19 protein-coding genes are annotated in these 20,917 nt (G+C 28.2%); 1 reads left to right on the top strand and 18 read right to left on the bottom strand.

Annotated features, from left to right (window positions below; all coding sequences use genetic code 11):
- Window position 1 precedes the first annotated feature (1 nt).
- From ACTG47_RS03040 to queG, 8 genes are all read right to left on the bottom strand, one after another.
- On the bottom strand, window positions 2-763 hold the full coding sequence (locus ACTG47_RS03040; protein WP_169466512.1) for a DUF6873 family GME fold protein: 762 nt from the start codon (window positions 761-763) through the stop codon (window positions 2-4).
- A 152-nt stretch (window positions 764-915) separates the two neighbouring features.
- Complete coding sequence (locus tag ACTG47_RS03035) at window positions 916-2,046, bottom strand: BMP family ABC transporter substrate-binding protein (protein ID WP_479926054.1); 1,131 nt, start codon at window positions 2,044-2,046, stop codon at window positions 916-918.
- A 40-nt stretch (window positions 2,047-2,086) separates the two neighbouring features.
- Entirely contained in the window at window positions 2,087-3,091 is a 1,005-nt protein-coding gene (locus ACTG47_RS03030; RefSeq protein WP_479926053.1) for a BMP family ABC transporter substrate-binding protein, read from the bottom strand.
- 267 nt (window positions 3,092-3,358) lie between these two features.
- A complete protein-coding gene (locus ACTG47_RS03025) occupies window positions 3,359-4,207 on the bottom strand; it encodes a DegV family protein (RefSeq protein WP_169466506.1) in 849 nt (282 codons plus the stop codon).
- 34 nt (window positions 4,208-4,241) lie between these two features.
- The gene (gene trmL, locus ACTG47_RS03020; protein WP_003429657.1) at window positions 4,242-4,712 is read right to left on the bottom strand and encodes a tRNA (uridine(34)/cytosine(34)/5-carboxymethylaminomethyluridine(34)-2'-O)-methyltransferase TrmL; all 471 of its coding nucleotides are present in this window, start codon (window positions 4,710-4,712) and stop codon (window positions 4,242-4,244) included.
- 196 nt (window positions 4,713-4,908) lie between these two features.
- Window positions 4,909-5,835, bottom strand: a complete 927-nt coding sequence (gene nth / locus ACTG47_RS03015; protein ID WP_479926052.1) for an endonuclease III — start codon at window positions 5,833-5,835, stop codon at window positions 4,909-4,911.
- Between the two features lie 197 nt (window positions 5,836-6,032).
- Window positions 6,033-8,270: a Lon protease family protein gene (locus ACTG47_RS03010; RefSeq protein ID WP_479926051.1), complete on the bottom strand. Its 2,238-nt coding sequence runs from the start codon at window positions 8,268-8,270 to the stop codon at window positions 6,033-6,035.
- A 105-nt stretch (window positions 8,271-8,375) separates the two neighbouring features.
- Window positions 8,376-9,290, bottom strand: coding sequence for a tRNA epoxyqueuosine(34) reductase QueG (gene queG / locus ACTG47_RS03005; protein WP_479926050.1), 915 nt, complete (start codon window positions 9,288-9,290; stop codon window positions 8,376-8,378).
- Between the two features lie 448 nt (window positions 9,291-9,738).
- Between queG and ACTG47_RS03000 the strand changes: the two genes are divergently transcribed.
- On the top strand, window positions 9,739-10,143 hold the full coding sequence (locus tag ACTG47_RS03000; protein ID WP_169466498.1) for a RusA family crossover junction endodeoxyribonuclease: 405 nt from the start codon (window positions 9,739-9,741) through the stop codon (window positions 10,141-10,143).
- Between the two features lie 275 nt (window positions 10,144-10,418).
- Here ACTG47_RS03000 and ACTG47_RS02995 read toward each other — a convergent pair whose 3' ends face one another.
- The 10 genes from ACTG47_RS02995 to ACTG47_RS02950 all read right to left on the bottom strand — a co-directional run bounded on the left by ACTG47_RS02995 (window position 10,419) and on the right by ACTG47_RS02950 (window position 20,697).
- Entirely contained in the window at window positions 10,419-11,414 is a 996-nt protein-coding gene (locus ACTG47_RS02995; protein WP_479926049.1) for an aldo/keto reductase, read from the bottom strand.
- Window positions 11,415-11,544: 130 nt separating this feature from the next.
- Complete coding sequence (locus tag ACTG47_RS02990; protein ID WP_479926048.1) at window positions 11,545-12,381, bottom strand: deoxyribonuclease IV; 837 nt, start codon at window positions 12,379-12,381, stop codon at window positions 11,545-11,547.
- Window positions 12,382-12,842: 461 nt separating this feature from the next.
- A complete protein-coding gene (locus tag ACTG47_RS02985) occupies window positions 12,843-13,406 on the bottom strand; it encodes an ArsR/SmtB family transcription factor (protein WP_054269085.1) in 564 nt (187 codons plus the stop codon).
- A gap of 97 nt (window positions 13,407-13,503) precedes the next feature.
- On the bottom strand, window positions 13,504-14,433 hold the full coding sequence (gene glsA, locus ACTG47_RS02980; protein ID WP_169466492.1) for a glutaminase A: 930 nt from the start codon (window positions 14,431-14,433) through the stop codon (window positions 13,504-13,506).
- 315 nt (window positions 14,434-14,748) lie between these two features.
- The gene (locus ACTG47_RS02975) at window positions 14,749-16,416 is read right to left on the bottom strand and encodes a uridine kinase family protein (protein ID WP_479926047.1); all 1,668 of its coding nucleotides are present in this window, start codon (window positions 16,414-16,416) and stop codon (window positions 14,749-14,751) included.
- A 73-nt stretch (window positions 16,417-16,489) separates the two neighbouring features.
- Window positions 16,490-17,245, bottom strand: a complete 756-nt coding sequence (locus tag ACTG47_RS02970) for a sugar phosphate isomerase/epimerase family protein (RefSeq protein ID WP_479926046.1) — start codon at window positions 17,243-17,245, stop codon at window positions 16,490-16,492.
- Window positions 17,246-17,254: 9 nt separating this feature from the next.
- Window positions 17,255-17,791, bottom strand: a complete 537-nt coding sequence (gene lepB, locus ACTG47_RS02965; protein WP_169466485.1) for a signal peptidase I — start codon at window positions 17,789-17,791, stop codon at window positions 17,255-17,257.
- 165 nt (window positions 17,792-17,956) lie between these two features.
- Window positions 17,957-18,493 carry a signal peptidase I gene (gene lepB / locus ACTG47_RS02960; protein WP_479926045.1) on the bottom strand — a complete coding sequence of 179 codons (537 nt, stop codon included), beginning with the start codon at window positions 18,491-18,493 and terminating at the stop codon, window positions 17,957-17,959.
- A 99-nt stretch (window positions 18,494-18,592) separates the two neighbouring features.
- On the bottom strand, window positions 18,593-19,903 hold the full coding sequence (locus ACTG47_RS02955; protein ID WP_169466483.1) for an RsmF rRNA methyltransferase first C-terminal domain-containing protein: 1,311 nt from the start codon (window positions 19,901-19,903) through the stop codon (window positions 18,593-18,595).
- A 77-nt stretch (window positions 19,904-19,980) separates the two neighbouring features.
- Window positions 19,981-20,697: a PrsW family intramembrane metalloprotease gene (locus tag ACTG47_RS02950; protein ID WP_169466481.1), complete on the bottom strand. Its 717-nt coding sequence runs from the start codon at window positions 20,695-20,697 to the stop codon at window positions 19,981-19,983.
- Between the last annotated feature and the right edge of the window lie 220 nt (window positions 20,698-20,917).

The following is a 20,917-nucleotide window of genomic DNA, read 5'->3' as shown; positions in this document are numbered from 1 at the left end:
GTTATCGCTCCTTTCTTGTCATGAGAGGAACTATAGAACCTATATCTAGTAAATTCTCACAGCTAAGTGTAACTATCTCCTTGTTTTTACTTTCTACAAAACTTTTTATACGTTCATAGTCAGGATGTTTTTTAACATCTCCACAAAAAGCTAGTTTATCCTTAGAAATTAACCCTGTACATCCACCTATAAATCCATAATTCATCTCAAATAAATTTATATGACCTTTTTCTATTAATAAACACTCTATTTCTGTATTCTTCATGCTTTTCCAAATACCTTTATCTGATGTTATTATAGATGTTTTATCTACTATACAGATTGAGCATTTAGAATAGCCCTGCTCTATATTTATCTTTTTAAGTTTATTATTTTCAATATAATCTAATATTACTTTGTCAGTGTACTTAAAGTTATGTATAGCATAGTCACCAACTATAGCAATATTGTAAGGTATATCATAAGGGTATCTATTTAATAAATTAGCTTCTCCCTTAATTATATTAAATTTATATCTACTTAATAACTCTTTGTATTGATTATATACATTCGGCGCAACAATTATATCTCCTTTTCCTAAATTACAAATACATATATCTGGGTGATATTTTATGCTTTCATATAATTCTTTACATTCTATTGTTTTTATTATCTCTATATTTCTTAATTTTAATTCATTTTCCATTAGATAACTAATTCTTTTGTCCACCAAAGCTAGACACAAATCGTCATCTAGTATAAATGGCTCTCTTGTAAATTCCATTTTTTACTCCTTTTTCTTTTTTTTGATAAATTTTTTATTTGAAATAAATAAAGTGTGTAGCAGAATTTTTCTGCTAACACACCTATTATTAGACTTTTCTATAATTAATTTACACCTAAAAAGTGTATTTTTAGAAACTCTTAAAACAATAATTAATATGTATCTTTAACTTTGTTATACTCTTTTTTTATGTACTCTAAAACATCTGGTGGTATATTTCTACTACTCTTTGGAGTCAATCCTATTTCTCCATCTTTTATTTTAAATTCCATTACTTTACTTCCATGAAAACCATCTTTTATAACATTCTTTATTAATTCATAGACTGGTTGTTCCACATCTTTTATAATTGAACTTATTACATTGTTTGGTGCCATATCGTATTGGTCTTTATTAATAGCTATAACTTTACCACCATTTTCTCTTGCTACCTGAATAGCTCTTTTACTATCATCTTCTGTAGCTGAGAATACGACATCTCTATCAGAATCTCTCATTTCTTTTGCAATAGTTCTAGCTGATTCAGGATTTTCAAATACATTTGAATATTTAACTAATAGCTCAGCATTTTTATTTGAAGTTTTGATACCTTTCCTAAATCCAGATTCATACTTGTCTCTACTAGACCCTTCAATCCCTCCTATAAAACCTACTTTACCAGTATCAGTCATTTTACCTGCAATAAGACCTGCCAAATATCCAGTAGAATTATCTTGAAATGATACTGAAACTACATTAGCAGGTTGAACTTTATAGGCATAGTCAACTATTGCAAACTGTTGTTTTGGATATTTGGTAGCATCTTCTTTAATTAACTCTGCAAATCTAGCTCCGACTGCTATTATCAAATCTGGTTCAGATTTATGTAGTTTTTCTATACTTTCTTTAAAATTCTTAGAAGTCTTTGGTTTTTCAAGTTTTATTCTAATATCAAAATCTTTATCAGCTCTTTTTAGAGCTGATAGTACATTATTATTATATGATTCATTATTTAAGTTTTCAGTGTCTAATAATACGCCAACAGTCTTTCTCACATAAGAATCATCCTCTTTTATATCTTCTTCTTCATTGTTACTTTTGTTATTTGATTTATCTTTATTTCCTTTATCTTTATTTGATGAGGTTGACACACTTTTAGACTCACTCTGTTTAGATTTAGCACTATTTATATTAGAATTACCTTTATTTACTTTATCAAATCCAAAATCAAAGTTACATATAGCTAATATAAAAATTGTAAACACTACAACAAAGCAGAGCATCAATAGCCTTTTTATTTTCACAAAATTCACTCCCTGATATAGAACATGAAGTCTCTATAGATTATTTATTGTTCTTATTAACATATTCTAACACATCTGGAGGAACATTTTGAGAGCTATTTGGAGCAAGTCCAGTACTTCCAGACTTAACTGTATTTTCTATAACTTCTCCACCTTTATAATTTTCCTTTACAAAACTATGTATCAGATTATAAATTGGATTTTCAAAATCTTTTACAATAGAGCTTATAACATTTTCTGGAGCCAAATCATGTTGGTCTTTATTAGTAGCTATAACTTTTTTATTTTTTGCTCTAACTGCATTTATTATAGCTTTTGAATCGTCTTCAGTAGTAGAGAAAATAACATCTACTCCATTATCCATCATTTTTTTGGCTATAGATTCAGCTGATTTACTATCTTTAAAAACATCTGCATACTCAACCGAAACATTTTTTATACTGCTATTAGAAGATTTAATACCTTCTTTAAAACCTGCTTCAAATTTATCTCTACTAGAGCCCTTTGTTCCACCAATAAAACCAACCTTATCACTTTCAGTCATCTTTCCAGCAATTAATCCAGCCAAATATCCAGATTTGTTATCTTCATAAGAAATTGAAGTTATATTAGAAGGTTGCTTGTCATATTCATAGTCTACAATTGCAAATTGTTGCTTTGGATATTTATTAGCTATCTTCTCCAATGGTTTTGCAAACCTAGCTCCTACAGCTATAATTAAATCTTGATTGTCATTACATAAAATATCTATACTATTAGAGAAAGTTGATGAATCGTCTGATTCCACTTTATTTGTATCTATATTAAGTTTCTTTTTAGCATTGTTTAATGCCAATAAAGCAGCATTATTCATAACTTCATTGTTTGTTCCTTCAATATCCAATATCATAGATATAGATTTTTTAGAATTATTTTTGTCAGTTATATTGTTTTTATTATCTTTGTTAGAGCTAGAATTATTACTAGGATTATTGCTACATCCAACCAACATCCCAGCTGTCATTGCTACTGTTAATATCAATATTAATACTCTTTTTAAACGCATCAAATTTCACTCCTTATACCTTCATGACATTTTTATATCCTATTTACAAATCTTTTATATATAATTTACATTCATGTTTTAAACTCTTTACAATAAATCTTACTATAAAAAAGTGTGCAATAGATTCTTATCTATTTACACACTTCCCTAAAAACTAAATCTAATATATCAATGCTTAATTTTCTCTAAACAAGTCCAATTTAGCATATCAATATTTAATATTTTATCTTAATCTAATAAAAAATAAATAACCATTAAATAAAAATATTATTTATTTTTTAAACATATGATACCAGTGACACCAGGTCCAGCATGTGCACCTATACACACACCAATTTGGAAAAATTTAATTTCCTTAGGTCTTAATTCCTCTTCCATAACCTTAGATAATTGTTCTTTTTCCTTAAAATCATCACTATATCCTATATACACAATTTGGTCTGATAAATCATCCCCACAATTTGATTTTATCAAATCCATCATCTTAGAAATTACATTCTTCTTTCCTCTTACTTGAGATATTTGAGATACTAGTCCATCTTTTATCTCTAAAATAGGTTTTATATTTAATATGCTTCCTATTGCTGCTTTAGTAGATGATATTCTTCCTCCCTTTTGTAAATATTCTAGTGTATCTACTGAGAATATAACAAAAGCTTTCTCTTTTAAGTCATCTAAAACAGGCAATATTTCATCAATAGACTTTCCTTCACTTGCAAGTTCTCCTGCTTTTATTACAAGTAAACCAGTTCCCATACAAAGCAAGTTAGAGTCGTATGTATATATTTTACCTTCTACATCATTCTTTGCCATTACAGCACTTTGATACGTCCCTGTGGCTGTGGCAGAACCTGCTATATAAAGTATCTCTCTATTTTCACTAGTATACTTCTCAAACACTTCCTTAAATTGGGCATAAGTAGCCTGAGAAGTTTTTGGATATACATTTTCTTCTCTAAGCTTTTTATAAAATTCATCTCCAGATATATCGATTCTATCCTTATATTCTTTTTCCTCTAATATAACTGTTAACGAGACAATATCTATATCATATTTATCTAACAAATCTTTTGGCACGTCCGATAAACTGTCACAGATTATCTTTAGATTTTTCATTAAGTATGCTCCTTTCTCATTTAGGCTTGTTAAACTACCTCATATTAGGGTATCCTATTTGTCTCAAAGCTTCATACACTACTATAGCAACTGAGTTTGATAAATTTAGTGACCTAGCTTTTTCAACATCTAACATAGGTACTCTGATACAAGTATCCATATTTGCTTTCAACAAAGGTTCTGGTAATCCCTTTGTTTCTTTACCAAATACTATAAAACAATTTTCTTCATATTTCACATCTGAATGTGACTGTTTAGCCTTTGTTGTAGAAAAAAAGTATTTGCTGTTTGGATACTTTTCTTGTAATTCTTCAAAGCTATCGTAATATTGTATATCAGCTATATCCCAATAGTCAAGCCCACATCTTTTTAGGTGTTTATCATCTAATGAAAAACCTAATGGCTTTACTAAATGTAAAGTTGAACCTGTTGCTGCACAAGTTCTTATTATATTTCCTGTATTTTGAGGTATTTCTGGTTCTACTAATACTATATTCAATGACATTTTTATCCTCCCTAAGTATTGCTCTTAATTTATTAAATTTTATTTTATAAACAGAATAACAATAATATTATACTATTATATATGGTAATATTAATAATAATTTTTATTTCATTATATATAATAGTTTTCTATCTAACATTTTCATAAGTATTATTATATCAGAAAATCCCTCTTGTACAACTTACTTTGATAAAAGTTATTTCATTTCATTAATTTCTTTATAATAATTACAATCTTCTTTTATTGGGCAATCTCCACATTCTGGATTTCTAGCTTTACACATTCTTCTTCCATGAAAAATTAACACATGATGTGAGTGTGACCATCTTTCTTTTGGTATAGCTTCCATAAGTGCAAACTCTGTTTTTTGAGGATTTGGCTCATCAACTATTCCAATTCTATTGGTAACTCTAAATACATGAGTATCTACTGCTATTGCTGGTTGATTAAATGCATTACTAAGTACAACTCCTGCTGTTTTTCTTCCAACGCCAGGTAATTTTACAAGATTCTCTAAACTATCTGGCACTTCTCCATCATATAATTCACATAGCTGTTCAGACGTATCTTTTATTTTTTGAGATTTACTTTTGTAAAGACCACAACTTTTTATCTCTTTACTAATTTCTTCAATACTCAAATCAGCAAACTCTCTTGCTGTATTATACTTTTTAAACAACTCTGAAGTAACTTTATTTACCCTTACATCAGTACATTGAGCTGATAAAATAGTCGCTATCAAAAGTTCAAAGGCTGTCCCATAATTTAACTCACATGTAGCATCTGGATATAGTTTTTCTAATTCGTCTAAAATCTTATTTACATCTTTATCATTTACTGACTTATTCTGATTTTTAGATTTACTTTTAGTTTCTTTATTTGGTTTTTGTGTTTTCTTACTTGAATTAGTACTCTTTGATTTTTTGCCTGTTTCAGTTTTTTTATCTTCTTCAATATCACTAAAATTTGTTATATCTTTCTCATCAATTATCTTATCTTTTTTATTAATTACTTTATTCATTTCTTTTTTAGGTTCAACTTTATTTATATCTTTTTTCCCTTTTATGTCTTTATTTTCTTTTATCTCTTTTTCATTTATCTCTTTTAGATTTACATTTTTCATAATTATCCCCCTTTAAAATACTAATTTCTAAGATGCCATTCATACATAGTTTAATCATATCAACAAAAAATAAACATCAATATATAAAATATACAAAATAAAAATTCAATCTACATATATTTCACAAAAAAAGCAAAAACCTATTAAAGTTCTTGCTTTTTATTATACATAAATACCCATTAAATTCTATAATAAACTTATTCTTTTGATACAGTTTGTATCTTACTGAAGGATGTCAATTTTTCTTTTACTAATTTTTTTATTTCTTCAAATTTAACATCTGTCAATATCTCTATAGCTTCTTCTACTCTTTCAACTGTATATATCTTGAATTTTCCATCTAGTATAGCATCATTAACTTCATCTGATAAAACAAGGTTTCTCTGATTCTTCTTAGGAATTACGACACCTTGCTCACCATTTAATCCTTTAGTCTTACATATAGAATAAAATCCTTCTATTTTTTCACTTATTCCACCAACTACTTGTATATCTCCCTTTTGATTTATAGAGCCTGTAACAGCAATATTCTGCTTAATTGGTACTCCACTAAGAGATGATAATAATACATATAACTCCGCAGATGATGCACTATCTCCATCTATTCCACCATAATTTTGTTCAAAACAGATATACGCATTTAGTGACATTATTAAATCCTGTGCAAAGTTCTCAGAAAGGTAACCACCTAATATAAGCACTCCTTTGTTATGTATAGAGCCACTCATATTTACTTCTCTTTCTATATTTACTATACCTTTACTTCCTGGACTAGTGGTTGCTGTAATCCTTGAAGCCCTACCAAAAGAGTACTCTCCTGTACTTAATACTGATAGACCATTTATAACTCCAACCTGTTTTCCCTCTGTCTCTATTAAGGTAAATCCATTTTCAATTGATTCATCCATATGTGTCTCTACCCTATTAATTCTTTTTCTCTTTTCACTTATTGCTTTCTTAACATCACACTTCTCTGTATATTTTGAATTTCTAAACTCTGCATATGCACTTCCTTCTATCACGACTTCCATTATTTTATTAAACTTAGTTGATAATTTTCCTAAGTCACCAGACAATCTAGTGCTAAATTTGACAACTTCACCAACAGCTTCCTTAGTAAAATGTCTTAAATTATTCTTGTTACATTGAGATGCTATAAATCTAGCAATTCCCTCTTCATTATTTTCATTCTTATCCATTTCACTATCAAAATCCACAAATACTTTAAAATATTTTTCAAAATCTTCATCATATCTATATAAAATGTCATATATATAGTGGCTTCCAATCAATATTAACTTGACATTTAATGGCATATTCTCTGGCTTAATTGCTGTCTGTGTTTCCAATATTACTTTTTTTGTTTGCAAAGTCTTTTTAAGAATTTCCCAAGACATTGTATATTTTAACAGCTGGTCTGCATAAAGTACTAAATAACCTCCATTAGCCCTATGAAATGCTCCTGATAATAGCTTTGTAAAATCAGTTTTTATATTGCCATTTGCATAATCGTATTCTGCCTTTCCAAATAGATTTGCAGGACTTGGATTTATCTCTACTATAACAGGTGCTGATTCTTTATTTTTTGAGCCTCCATTATCTACAAATAGGTTAATTTTATATTTAATAAAATGCTCTTTATCATACTTATCTTTTAATTCATCTTCATCTAAATAGAATAAGTACATATATTCTATTATATCTTTCTTTATATTTTCCAAATAAACTTGAATTTTATCATAATCTTCATATTTTTCACACAATGTCTTGATGTGAGGTTCTACTACAAGTTTAGCTATCTCTCCTTCAAGCTCTAACACAGCTTTTTCAGCTATTTCTTCTAAATCTTTAATTTTATATACAACTTGTATAGCCATGTTTTCTAGTTCTCTTTTTGCCTTATAAAACTCTTCATCAGATGTATCACTTTCATCTTCCTCTTCTTTCAAAGGTATAAAGACTATTCCCATTTTACTCTGTTTTAATTTAAATCCTTTTTCTTCTCCATATTTCTTAATTTGTTTTAGTAACATATCTTTTTCTATTTCATATTCGTCCAAAAGTTTATTTTTTTCTATTTCAAAACTTTCACTTTCAAACGCATTTTTAAAATCCTCTAAAAGGCTTTCAATTAACTTTTCCATATCTTTCTTAAGTTCTCTTCCAAACCCTTTCTCTAACTCAACTATAATAGGCTCTCTAGGGTTTTCAAAATTATATATATAGCACCAATCTTTATGTGTATTTTTTTTGGATGCATATTCATTCAAAACCTTTAAGGCATAAGTACTTTTTCCTGTTCCAGATTCACCAGCTAGATATATGTTATAGGCTAGATTACTTATTCTTAGACCTAATTCCATAGCTTCTACTGCTCTTTCTTGCCCTAATATACAATCTAGTGGATTTATTTCAGATGTATTATTATATTTCAATATTCCCCCACCTCCCCATATTTAACGTTAATGATATAATATGACTTTGATACAATAAGTGTTAAAGTAAGTTCACATTAAAGTATATGAAATAGACTCTTATTATTAGTCATTATACTTATCTAAAATTATTTCCATATTTCTCTTTATTATATTTCTGCCCCTCCAACTAAAGGCTCTATCTCCATATCTTCTTTTGAATTCTTTATTTGAAATATTTTGTACCTCATCATAATCCAAATAATCTATTATATTTTCTTTAAATTCCAAAATATGAGTTGTTGGTATTCCAACATTATGTGGACATACTTCTTGACAGATATCACACCCAAATACCTTTTTACTACTCTTTAAAACAGATTTTTCTTCCTCTGACAAATCTCCTTTTTTTTGAGTTATATATGATAAACATTTCTTGGGATTCATATCATAATTTCCTAATATAGCATTTCCCGGACAATATTTTACACACTTACCACATTTAAAACAACTTTTTTCTAGTGGTTTATCTTCCTCAAATTTATAATTATTTACTATATATCCTATAAATATATAAGAACCATACTCATCAGTTATGATGTTATTGTTTATTCCAAAATATCCTATCCCTGATAAATAAGCTAAATATCTGTCAACTAATGGCCCATTATCAGCAAATATCTTGTATTTGAAATCTTCTACTGTGTTAGATATATAATCACAAATTTGTTGTAAAAAGTCCTTTACTACAATATGATAGTCCTTACCATGACAATATTTTGATAAATTTGAATTTTCATTTTTTTCTTCTCTGTTTATATGATATGGAAATGCACATACTATTATAGAATTAGCATCCTCCATTATATTTCTTGGATTAATTCTATTTTCAATTATTGGTTCTTCCATACCAGTCAAATAATCTTTTTCCTGTCTATCTTGAAGTATCTTTTTTAGATTATCATACTTATCTATACCAGCTATTCCTACACACTTTAATCCTATAAGATTACAAAATTCTTTTAATTCCTTATTATCCATAAAATTATTCCTTTTTAATCTATTTAATTCTACTCATTCTATTTAATCCTTTTTAGTCTATTTAATCCTACTTATTCTGTTAAACCTATTTAATTTAGGTTATAAAACTACAATTATTATTACTATATTATAAAATGAGCTAAAGTATAATATAAATCTCATCTATCTATAATAATATCCATTTATTCTTTAATATAACTTGTTTTATATACTCTATCTCTTATTATTCTACAATATCAACCCATTTTAAACTTTTTTACTAATTTTTTAGTAATTATCTTACTAATATGATTTCTCTATTTTACTCCAATACTTATATCATTCAAACTTAACCTTGTAATTAAATTATCATCTATAAAGTTATTACTTATAAAAACATTAGAAATAAGAATTTGCTTTTAAATCATCCACAGATTATAATAAATACTGTATAAGGATGGTGAACAATTTGATTAAATTAACAATTCCAGGTAGACCCATTAGTAAATCTAATTTTAAACTTCATAATATAAATGGTCAAGCATGGATGCCTTCAAAGGGAAAGTATTCTAAGTATCTTGCATATGAGAACATGATTGCAGGTTTTATAAATCAACAATATCAAGGAGAAACTGTTGAAGAAAATCTAATAACCGTTTTAAAATTATACTTCCCAAACAAGAGAATGGGGGACTTACATAATTATCCAAAAAGTATTTGTGATGGTATTGAAAAAAGTGGAATAATAAAGAATGATAAACAACTTAAGCCAGTACTTTTATTTGACTTTATAGATAAGGATAACCCTAGGGTTGAAATTGAGCTTTATCCAGTATCTGAATATGATATATCTTATAATATTTTTGAGAAATAAATATTTTATATGCTAGTTAATACTATAGTAATGCTATACTATTTGAAATTATTAAAATAATATTTGTGCTATAGCTATACTCACACAAATTTTAAATTTATATGATACTTGTAACTATGTAAATTTAATACTTATAAAATTACTGCATTCATATAAATTTAATGTTTGTATATAAAGATGTATACATCTAAATAAAATATATTCACATAAATAAATCATATCCATATAAAAAGAAATCGGAGTAAACTTACTACACCGATTTCAATAAATAAAATCTATCCTAATTTTTCGACAACAGTCTTCAACATTTCTCTTATAGGAAGTTCATATGGACATCGACTCTCACAAAGACCACAGTCAATACACTCAGTAGGTTTAACATCCATAACCTCATATTTTTCTTTAGCCCACTCTTCTAGTCCATATCTAGTGTAATATCCTTCACATAAAAAGCTCAATGGTATGTTTATCCCGACAGCACAAGGCATACAGTATTCACATCTTCTACAGAATTTTTTACCTAAAGAATTTCTTATTTCCCCAATTTCTTTATTGTCTTTTTCGTCTAACACAAGATTTTCAAGCACAGCAACATTCTGTCTAACCTGTTCAACACTTTCCATTCCTGGTATAACTACATCTATATAGTCTTTAGATAATATGTACTTAATAGCTAATGTAGCATTATCTAAAGCTCCTCCAGCTAAAGGTTTCATTACTATTATACCAATACCTTTTTCATGTGCCTTTTTAAATACTTCATCCGCTTGTCCTTCAACTATATTGTAAGGAAATTGTATAGTATCAAATTTTCCACCTTCTATTGCTTTTTCTATAGTCTTTAAATTATGGCTAGTTATACCAATGTGCTTTATCTTTCCTTGTTCTTTTGCCTCTAAAAGAGCATTATAAGCCATCTTGTCTTTAAAAATATTGTCATACTCCTCTTCCTTAACATTATGGAATTGATACAAATCTATAAAATCAGTTTTGAAATTATTTAAACTTATCTCAACATCTCTCTTCATTGAGTCATAATCTCTAGACATACTTTTAGTAGCTAGGAAAAATTTATCTCTTTTCCCCTCAATAGCAACTCCAATTGCTTCCTCACTTATTGTATACCCTCTTGCACTATCAATAAAGTTTATCCCTTGTTTTTCTAACTCATTTATGACTAAGTTAGTATCCTCTTGAGTAATTCTTTGTATTGGAATTCCCCCAAAGCCAACCCTCTTTATTTTCATATTGGTATTGCCTAAATTTCTCATATCTTTCCCCACCTAACTTTTAATTAATTTTTATATAATATAAATGTGTCACCTTTAATTATACAACAAATTATGAGAATCTTTGCAATATATTTACACTCTATTAAAATTGTACACTGTAAATAAGATTTTATTTACTAGATAGTATCTCTTTTATCATCTTAAGCTCTCTCTTATGACCTTCATCATCAAAAGGAGTCTCTAAGAAAAATGGTAGGTCTTTCAGATTAGGATGTTCCATAAAATCAATCAATGCTTTTAATCCTATCTTTCCTTCCCCTATAGGAGCATGTCTATCTTTTTTATCTCCAAATGGCATCATACTATCATTTAGATGAATAGTTTTTAACTTATCTATACCAATAACCTTATCAAACTCTTCTAAGACTCCATCTAAATCGTTCACTATATCATATCCAGCAGAAAAAATATGACAGGTATCAAGACATACACCTATTTTTTCTTTGTGTTCAATTTCGTCTATTATGCTTTTTAATTGTTCAAACTTAAACCCTATTTCAGTTCCTTTTCCTGACATAGTTTCAAGAAGTATGGTTATATTTTCATCGCCCTTAATAGCATTGTTCAATCCTTTTACTATCCTATCTATACCAAAGTCTACTCCACCACCTACATGACTTCCTGGATGAAAGCACATGTATTCAATTCCTAGCGAGTCCATCCTTCTTATATCTTCATCTATCACTCTTGTCGCAAATTCGTATACATCATCCTTTGCACCACCTAAATTCATAGTATATGGAGCATGTGCAAGTAATGGCGCGAAATTATTTGCCTTTCTAATCTCTTGAAACTTAGCTATATCTTTTTCATCAAATACTTTAGCATTTCCTCCTCTTGGATTTCTACTAAAAAATTGAAATGTATTTGCACCAATGTATACAGCTGTCTCTGCTGCCTTAGCAAATCCTTTTGCTATTGAAAGATGTGTTCCTAATTTAATCATATTTAATCTCCTTTTAATTGTACTTATATTTGTGCTAAATTTTAATTATAAATTTCTGACGAATAAGTTTTTTATTTTAATATAACTATAATTTAATACAACTATAATTAATTTCATGTATATTAACTTCAAATTTTAATATTTACAATTTAATTATACCCATTTTGAGAAATTTCAAATATTATAATCTTACATATTATTTATAAATTACTTAATCAATCCTTACATATTATATATCTATATACATACCTTACAATCCACTTATAAATCTATAACAACTTATTTATATATCAATTACAACTCAATTATATAACTATTACAATCCTTTATATAACCAGACAAAAAAATAGAGACTAAAAATCATGGTTTTACTCATACCAAAAACTATTTTTTGATTATTAAGTAAATTCTGATGTTCAATCTCTAACCTTATGTTTTTAATTAATCCATAATTAATGGCTCTAACTAGGACATTCTTCCTCAAGTGTAGGAATTACAACCATTGCTATATCATACTTAGAACCTTCAACGTTGTGTTGTCTTTTATTTAAAATTTCATCTATCTTTGATTTCATAGCATCACTAAGTTCAACTAATTCATCATGAGTAAGAGAAATATCATGATAATCAACTATATTTTCATTTTCTAAAACATCTTCTTCTGCTGCCTTATAAAAAACTTCACTCATGTTTTCAAATTTTGATATGTACAATTCTTCTTTTTCTTCCCCATTGTCTAAAGAAAAATTAAGTATCCTATTCCCTATAACCACATTTTTTGCGCTTGGATAATAGTATTTTTCCACAATCCCCGACTTTATTTTTTCCTCAACTAATTCTAAAATACCAACTTTGTATAACATTTTTATGTGGTAGTTTATTTTTGCATGAGGTTCTTCCAATAATTGAGATAATTGTTTTGCTGACAATGGCGATTTGTCAAATGCTTTTAGAATATCTATTCTACGTGGATGTGCAATAGCCTTTATGCACTCCAAATCTCGTAATACCAATACCTCTTTCATTGACCCCTCCTAAAAAATTTATTTAATTCATATTTCTTTACAATTTAATTATATATTAAATTATATGTTGTTGTCAAAAAAATCCTTTCTTAAAATTTTAAAAAATATTTAATTTGAGTTTATTTGACAACTCCTCTAAAACTTTAACTCCTGCGACGCTGTTACCTTTTTTGTCAAGTGCAGGTCCATAAACACCAATCCCCATACGCCCTGGCACAGAAGCCATTATACCACCTCCAACTCCAGATTTTGCAGGAATGCCAACTTTAATAGCAAATTCCCCAGAAGCATCATACATTCCACAAGTCATCATAAATGTTTTGACAATTCTAGAAACCATTTCACTCATCAGATGCTCACCATTTTCTATGTCTACTCCATAATTAGCAAGATTTATACCAATTCTAGCCAAATCTATGGAATCTACTTCAATTGAGCATTGTTTAAAATAAAGGTCTAAAACATCTTCTACATTACCTCTGATAAACCCATCACTTTTCAGTAAGTAAGCCATTGCTCTGTTTCTATCTCCAGTCATTTTTTCAGACTTATAGACATCATAGTTTATTCCTATATTATCATTTTTTGCTAATTTCCTAAAAAAACTAAGCATTCTTTCTTCTTTTTCTTCCAAACAGCTCCCATTTATAAGAGAAGTAGTTACTATAGCCCCTGCATTTATCATTGGATTACAGGGTTTTTTTGTGTCATTAATTTCAAGTTTCATTATAGAATTAAACGGGTCTCCACTTGGCTCCATTCCAACGTTTGAAAAAACGTCTTCCCAATCATTGTCCATAAGTGCCATAGCAAGAACAATTGGTTTTGAAATACTCTGTATAGTAAACTTTGTGCTACAATTTCCCGCACTGTAAAGATTGTTTTCACTATCTATAATGCAAATTCCTAAATCATTTCTTCTAGCATTTTTTAATTCTGGTATGTAACTAGCGACTTGTCCGTAATTAGTATATTTCTTATTAGAACTTATAATTTCTTTTAATAATGTCTCATCTAACGTATTCATAGGCACCTCTTATATTATGATATATATATTCTATTTTAGCACAGATTTATACTATAATAAAACAGTGTTAAAGAAAATTATACTTTAAAGCTATTTTCTACAAGAATTTATTCATTTTTCAATCAATTTAAAACACTTAATAGTTTGATAGTTCAAACTTTATGTCTTCAGATATATCCTAATAAATATCCTAAAATCTATAACTATTATAGCAAAATAAAATGGCAGTTTTTTTAACTGCCATCTATTACTAACAAATCCAAGAATAAATACTATATCTCAAATTAATAATCACTCTATGGTATTGTATCACTACTAATCGACTATTTTACTTCCTCCAATAAATTCCCTAAGAATTGAAGTTCCTGGTATATCAGAAGTATCATCTAGCTCTACAAAATATTGTAAAAACTTTAGTAACCTAGTCGCTTCAATGTGAGCAGGGTTATCTTCTTTTATTTCTTCCAACAGAGGTTTAGCAAATCTCTTTAAAACTGCTAATTCATATACACAAGCAGAATTAAATATGGCATCTGCTTCATCTTGATATGGGAATATATTCTTCTTTTCCCCTCTTCTAACTGATGCCCATTGTAAGATAGTATTATCAGCACTATATCCTCTAAAATTATAATCTCTAACAATTCTTCTTATCATTCTCAAATCAGCAGTAGGAATTCTATTATGGTCATCCAAGTTTATTTGAGTAAGGGCACTTATGTATATCTTAAATTTATCTTCATCTGGTATAGATGATGTTAAAATAGGATTTAGCCCATGTATACCTTCTAATATAATTGGTTGGTTTGAGTCTATCTTTATTTTTTTACCTGTATATTCTCTCTCTCCTTCTTTGAAGTTGTATCTTATAGCATCAATTTCTTCACCTGCTAAAAGTCTCTTTAAGTCTAAGTTAAATTTCTCTAAATCTATAGCATAAATTGATTCAAAATCATAGTTTCCATATTCATCTAAAGGAGTATGTTTTCTATCTATAAAATAGTCATCTAAAGAAATAGAAATAGGATTTAAATTATTCACTCTAAGATGTATAGATAATCTATGAGCAAAACTTGTTTTTCCAGACGAAGATGGAGCTGCTATTAAGATTACTCTCTTATTATTCTCTTTTATCATATCTGCTATTTGAGATAATTTTTTTTCATGTAATGCTTCAAATGTCCTTATTATGTCTCCATATTCATTATTTTCTATTATCTTATTAAGTGATACCACCTTGTCAATTCCCATAAGCCTTGACCATTCTTCTGCTTCATAATATATACTTGATAACTTAGGCTGAGGTATAAATTTCATAGGTTTAGTCTTATCTTCTTCACTAGGACCTAAAATTATAACGCCTCCATTGTAAAGCTCAATATCAAATGATTTTATATAACCAGTTGATGGTAGCATATACCCATAAAAATGGTCTATATAGTTTCTACACTTATATACTTTAGCACTATCATACTCTTTATATTTTAAAAGCTCTGCCTTTTCATGCATTTCATTATTTTCAAATATAGAAATAGCCTCATCTCTTGTCACTTCAACTTTTTCTATGGTATAATCGTTGTTTACTATCTCTTGCATCTTGTTTTTTATATTTTCAACATCCACTTCTTTAAGTTTTCTATCTATGTGAACTTCACAGTATAGCCCACCAGATAGTGAATGTTCTATTGTAACCCTACTATCCCAAAATATTTCTCTACAAGCCATCACAAATACAAAGGACATGACTCTAAAGTAAACTCTCTCACCATCTTCATTAGTAGTATCTAAAAAATTTATCTCACAATCATTTTTCACTCTGCAATTTAGCTCTTTTAATTTATTGTCTACAACTGCAAGTGTTATATAACCCTTATGCTCATCGCAAAATTCCTTTGCTATATCCCCTAATCTAATTCCTAAAGAGTTTTCTTCTAATGAATATTCTTTATTTTTTCCTTCTATTTTTAAGTTTATTTTTTTCACTTCAACATCTCCTTCCTTTTGATGAATACAAATTTTAATCAACGAGGCATATCAACAAGTTAAAGAGAGGTATTTAACCCTCTCCTACAATACGATTCAATTTACTTATAGTATCTTCAATGTCTTCGTAATTTATTTCTAAAACTAAATATTCTGCATCTAATTTTAAGACCTCTTTAATCCCCTCTTCAGATAAAATTCCTTTTCCTATACCTACATGTGTATCATTGATACCATCATTATCACTTAAGTGTATCAACTTTATTTTATCCTTCAAGTTTTTTATATAATCATCCTCATCAATTAAACAGTGTCCAGTATCGTAACAAAAACAAATCTTAGAATTTTTAATCCTATTAAATATATATTCAAAATCATAGGATATATTTCCAATATTTGAAAAATCCCCACTTTTTGAATAAGTATTCTCTATACATATATATGAGTTTGTATTTACCTTATCTAAAAAATCTACACTATTATCTAAATACTTGTTCCTATTCTTTTTAAGTCTATTTGTCATAACATATCCTAAGTGAAGATTAAAATACTTTATATCAAATCCTTTGAGCTCAAATTCTATTTTCTCAATAAAATTTATCCATGAATCTCGTATATACTCTATATTTTCACAAGTATTTAACTCCATAGGTAAGTGTACCCCTACAGATAATCCTAGCTTAGAAATTCTATCTTTATATTTACATAACTCACTACATTCACATATATTGTCAAGCCCAATCTCTAAATGCGTTATTTGCTCTATCTTTTCACAAATATCTAAAGCCTCCTCAAGATTAAACAATAAGGATGCTACACCAACTGCCATACAAATCACCTACTCAAAAATACCTATATCTGTAAAAGGAAATACTCTTAAAATAACTTTTCCTTTAATATTTTGTTCATCTACTAATCCAACTTCTTTATATCTACTATCCAAACTTACTTCCCTATTATCTCCCATCGCAAATACTTTTCCCTCAGGAATCACCATATCAATATCGCCTTCAGTATAATTATCATGTATATATGAAACTTCATTTAATAACTTTCCATTTATATAAACCTTTGAATCCATAATCTTTAGATGGTCACCAGGTACGCCTATAACCCTTTTTACAAGTTCTTTTTTTCTTCCATTGTCTTGTAATAAGTCAGTCTTAAATATCATTATATCTCCACATTTTGGTTCTGATAATTTATATGTCATCCTATTTGCTACCAAATAGTCATGTGACTTAAGTGTTGGGTACATTGATTCTCCATTTACTAGTGTAGGTTTTATAAAACGAGTTATAATAAATGCAAAAAAAAGTGCAGTAATAATTATTTTTATCCACTCTACAATCTCTTCTTTAATAGTTTCATTCATTCACAAATTCTCCTTTATAGTTATATTATCTTTATTAATAATGCGTTTTTAACATTATCTTTTAGATAAGTCTACTAAATAAGGTGTTGTCTTTTTTATACAGACAACTATTGTGCATGGTCTGGTGATTTCAGTTAATCAGCGATTGCTCCAAATTTTATATGTTTAGTCAATAGTTCCTATCTTAGAAAATGGATACAATCTGACTAGAACTTTTCCTAAAACGGTATGCTCGTCGACCAATCCAACCTCATCGTATCTACTATCTAAACTTTTTTCTCTATTGTCTCCCATAGCAAATAATTTTCCTTCTGGAACTACGATATCAATATCTCCATCAGTACGATTATTATGTATATAGGAAGTCTCTTTTAACAATTTATCATTTACATATACCTTGGAGTCTTGTATTTTTACATGGTCACCAGGAACCCCGATGACTCTTTTTACTAAGTCTTTTTTCTTTCCATTTTCTTCTGTCAAGTCGGTTTTGAATACTATTATATCTTTGTATTTTGGCTCTCCTACCTTGTACGCGATTCTATTAACTATTAGGTAATCACGTTCAACTAGTGTAGGATACATTGATTCGCCCTTAACTATTGTTGGCACTATAAAACGAGTTATTGCAAATGCCAAAACAAGAGCTATGACAATCACTTTTATCCATTCTACAATTTCTTTTTTAACTGCTTCACCCACTAAAATCGTCTCCTCTGTGTTAAATATTAAGTCAATCTACAGCAAAATAATCTACCATAAACTTACAATATAAATATTATACTTCTTTTTTCTACTAGTTTAAAATAATTTTCTGAGACCTTTAGGATAATGATTCTTAATTACACCAGCAGATTCTTTTCCCCAGCCTAGAGGTATGCCTTCAACTGATACCAAAATCCATCCTCTACTTTCATTAGAATTTACAACATCCCCTTTTAAATATTTAAGAATTGAATCACTCTGTACACTAAAGTTTTCAACATTTTTTACATCTTCAACCTTTAAATAATGAGATAGTGCATGAGAAGGCTCAAATCTATTCTTCTTTAAAACCCCTAAATGCAAACCGTATCTCAATACTTTTAGTTTTTTCGTATCCGGATATACTTCTGGAAGTAAGTACAAGTTTTCTCCTCTTAAATAAAATTTATTTTTTTTATTGCTATAAAAATCAACCTTTAAAAATTTCTTTTCAAACTCCCTATAATCCTTTATTTCTTTATCTAAATTTTTTATTTTTAATTCTTTTACATTACACTCTTCATCTTCTAATTTTTTTATCTTAGCAACAAAATGACCTTCTCCCTTTATTTTATGAGGCCATAATCTTTCCATTTCAATAAGTTCTGCATGTGGATACTCGCTAATAAACTCCTTTATAACATGCTCATTTTCTTCTCTTGAAAAAGTACATGTTGAATAAATTAAAATACCATCTTTCTTTAACATTTTATATCCATCTCTTATAATTTCTTTTTGAATAGATTGACATTCTAATACCTTTGCATAACTCCAATCTGATATGGCCACCTCGTCCTTTCTAAACATACCCTGACCAGAGCAAGGTGCATCTATAACCACCTTATCAAAATACCCATTAAATGTCTTTCTTAAGCTTTTAGAATCGGTATTTGTTATAATACAATTTTTCACTCCAAATCGCTCTAGATTTTCACCTAAAGCCTTAATTCTACTAGCATTAATTTCATTAGATACCAATAGACCTGTATTATTTAATTTAGACAGTATATATGTAGATTTTCCACCAGGAGCAGCACACATATCCAGTACTTTATCTCCCTCTTTAATATCTGCTTTTGGTATCACACTCATGGCAGAAGGCTCTTGCAAATAATATGCTCCAGCCTCATGTAGTGGATTTCTACCAGGTCTATTGATTTTATCATCATAATAAAAACCCTCTTCTGCCCATGGTATCTGAGATAAATCAAATAAATTCAATTCCAATAGTTTCTTTTTACTAATTTTTAATGTATTTATTCTAAGACCAGTAGTCTTGTCTTCATCATAACTTTTTATAAAATCATCATATTCATCTTGTAGTATCTCTCTAATATCTTCTAAAAATTCTTTTGGTAAATTTGCCAAATTTATAATCCCCCTTCAATCTGCTTTGCTTGTTTGTCATTTATTACTTTTAACTGTTTATGTCTTTTACTTGAATGTTATTTTCTTTTCTTTTTCTTAAGATTACCAAAAAACACCTTTTTGGAGTTATTCATATATTTCTCAAGTTTATCAAGATTTACTTTCCATAAAATTATCACATAAACTATAAGTAATATAATAGCCCATCTATATTCTATCATCAATATAAAATCAAAAACTCCATGTAATAAAATTGGAAGCAATACAGCCATAAATAAGTACTCACGTCTCTTATTTTTATTTCCTTCAAACTTATACTTAGAGATATAGTACCCCATAGTAATAGCAAACATTACATGAGCTGGAATAGATATAATTGCTCTATTAATGCCAACTTGAAGTGCTAAATTGCCACTCTCAGAAAAAATATAGACTATATTCTCAATTGTTGCAAATCCTAAAGCTAAAAATACAGAATAAATAATACCATCTAACTTTTCGGTAAAATGTTTTTCTTTAATTAGTGCTGGAATTAGTATCAGAGCTTTTATGCCTTCTTCTACAAGCCCTGCAACTACAAATGATACATATATTAGTTCTGAATATCCTTCAAATACATTAAATTTCATCAGTAAATTCTCTAAAAGTATAATTATAATACTTAAAAAAGCACCTATTAGAAAAAATTTAATTAGATGAATTAGAGGCTCTCTGCAATATCTATCTTTAGACCTTATCCAAAATAAACCTATCAATATAGGAACTATTGCTAATAAAAATAAATCCAGCTTCATAGACTATTTTCCTTTCGAAATTTTTAATTCACTTCTGCTCAAAATTTTTAATTCATTTCTGTTTTATAATACCTATTTATTTTTAGCTTATTTTGTTTTAAATACACTCTAAAATAACATTAAATTGTTCAAAGTAAAATGTACTAAAACATCAAAAAAAATTTAAATTTATATCTATATTATTTAACAAATCTCAAGCTATATTCATATCTTGAAATAT

This window comes from Clostridioides sp. LIBA-6622 (assembly GCF_056716095.1).
The sequence above is the reverse complement of the archived record's forward strand: the minus strand, read 5'-3'. Positions and strand labels throughout refer to the sequence as shown.

Bases quoted from the DNA above. Each gene is read 5' to 3' on its own strand.
- ACTG47_RS03040 (WP_169466512.1), bottom strand. From the start codon at position 763: ATGGAATTTACAAGAGAGCCATTTATACTAGATGACGATTTGTGTCTA.
- ACTG47_RS03030 (WP_479926053.1), bottom strand. From the start codon at position 3,091: ATGCGTTTAAAAAGAGTATTAATATTGATATTAACAGTAGCAATGACA.
- ACTG47_RS03025 (WP_169466506.1), bottom strand. From the start codon at position 4,207: ATGAAAAATCTAAAGATAATCTGTGACAGTTTATCGGACGTGCCAAAA.
- trmL (WP_003429657.1), bottom strand. From the start codon at position 4,712: ATGTCATTGAATATAGTATTAGTAGAACCAGAAATACCTCAAAATACA.
- nth (WP_479926052.1), bottom strand. From the start codon at position 5,835: ATGAAAAATGTAAATCTAAAAGAGATAAATGAAAAAGAGATAAAAGAA.
- queG (WP_479926050.1), bottom strand. From the start codon at position 9,290: ATGGATAATAAGGAATTAAAAGAATTTTGTAATCTTATAGGATTAAAG.
- ACTG47_RS02995 (WP_479926049.1), bottom strand. From the start codon at position 11,414: ATGAGAAATTTAGGCAATACCAATATGAAAATAAAGAGGGTTGGCTTT.
- ACTG47_RS02990 (WP_479926048.1), bottom strand. From the start codon at position 12,381: ATGATTAAATTAGGAACACATCTTTCAATAGCAAAAGGATTTGCTAAG.
- ACTG47_RS02985 (WP_054269085.1), bottom strand. From the start codon at position 13,406: ATGAAAGAGGTATTGGTATTACGAGATTTGGAGTGCATAAAGGCTATT.
- glsA (WP_169466492.1), bottom strand. From the start codon at position 14,433: ATGAATACGTTAGATGAGACATTATTAAAAGAAATTATAAGTTCTAAT.
- ACTG47_RS02970 (WP_479926046.1), bottom strand. From the start codon at position 17,245: ATGGCAGTTGGTGTAGCATCCTTATTGTTTAATCTTGAGGAGGCTTTA.
- lepB (WP_169466485.1), bottom strand. From the start codon at position 17,791: ATGAATGAAACTATTAAAGAAGAGATTGTAGAGTGGATAAAAATAATT.
- ACTG47_RS02950 (WP_169466481.1), bottom strand. From the start codon at position 20,697: ATGAAGCTGGATTTATTTTTATTAGCAATAGTTCCTATATTGATAGGT.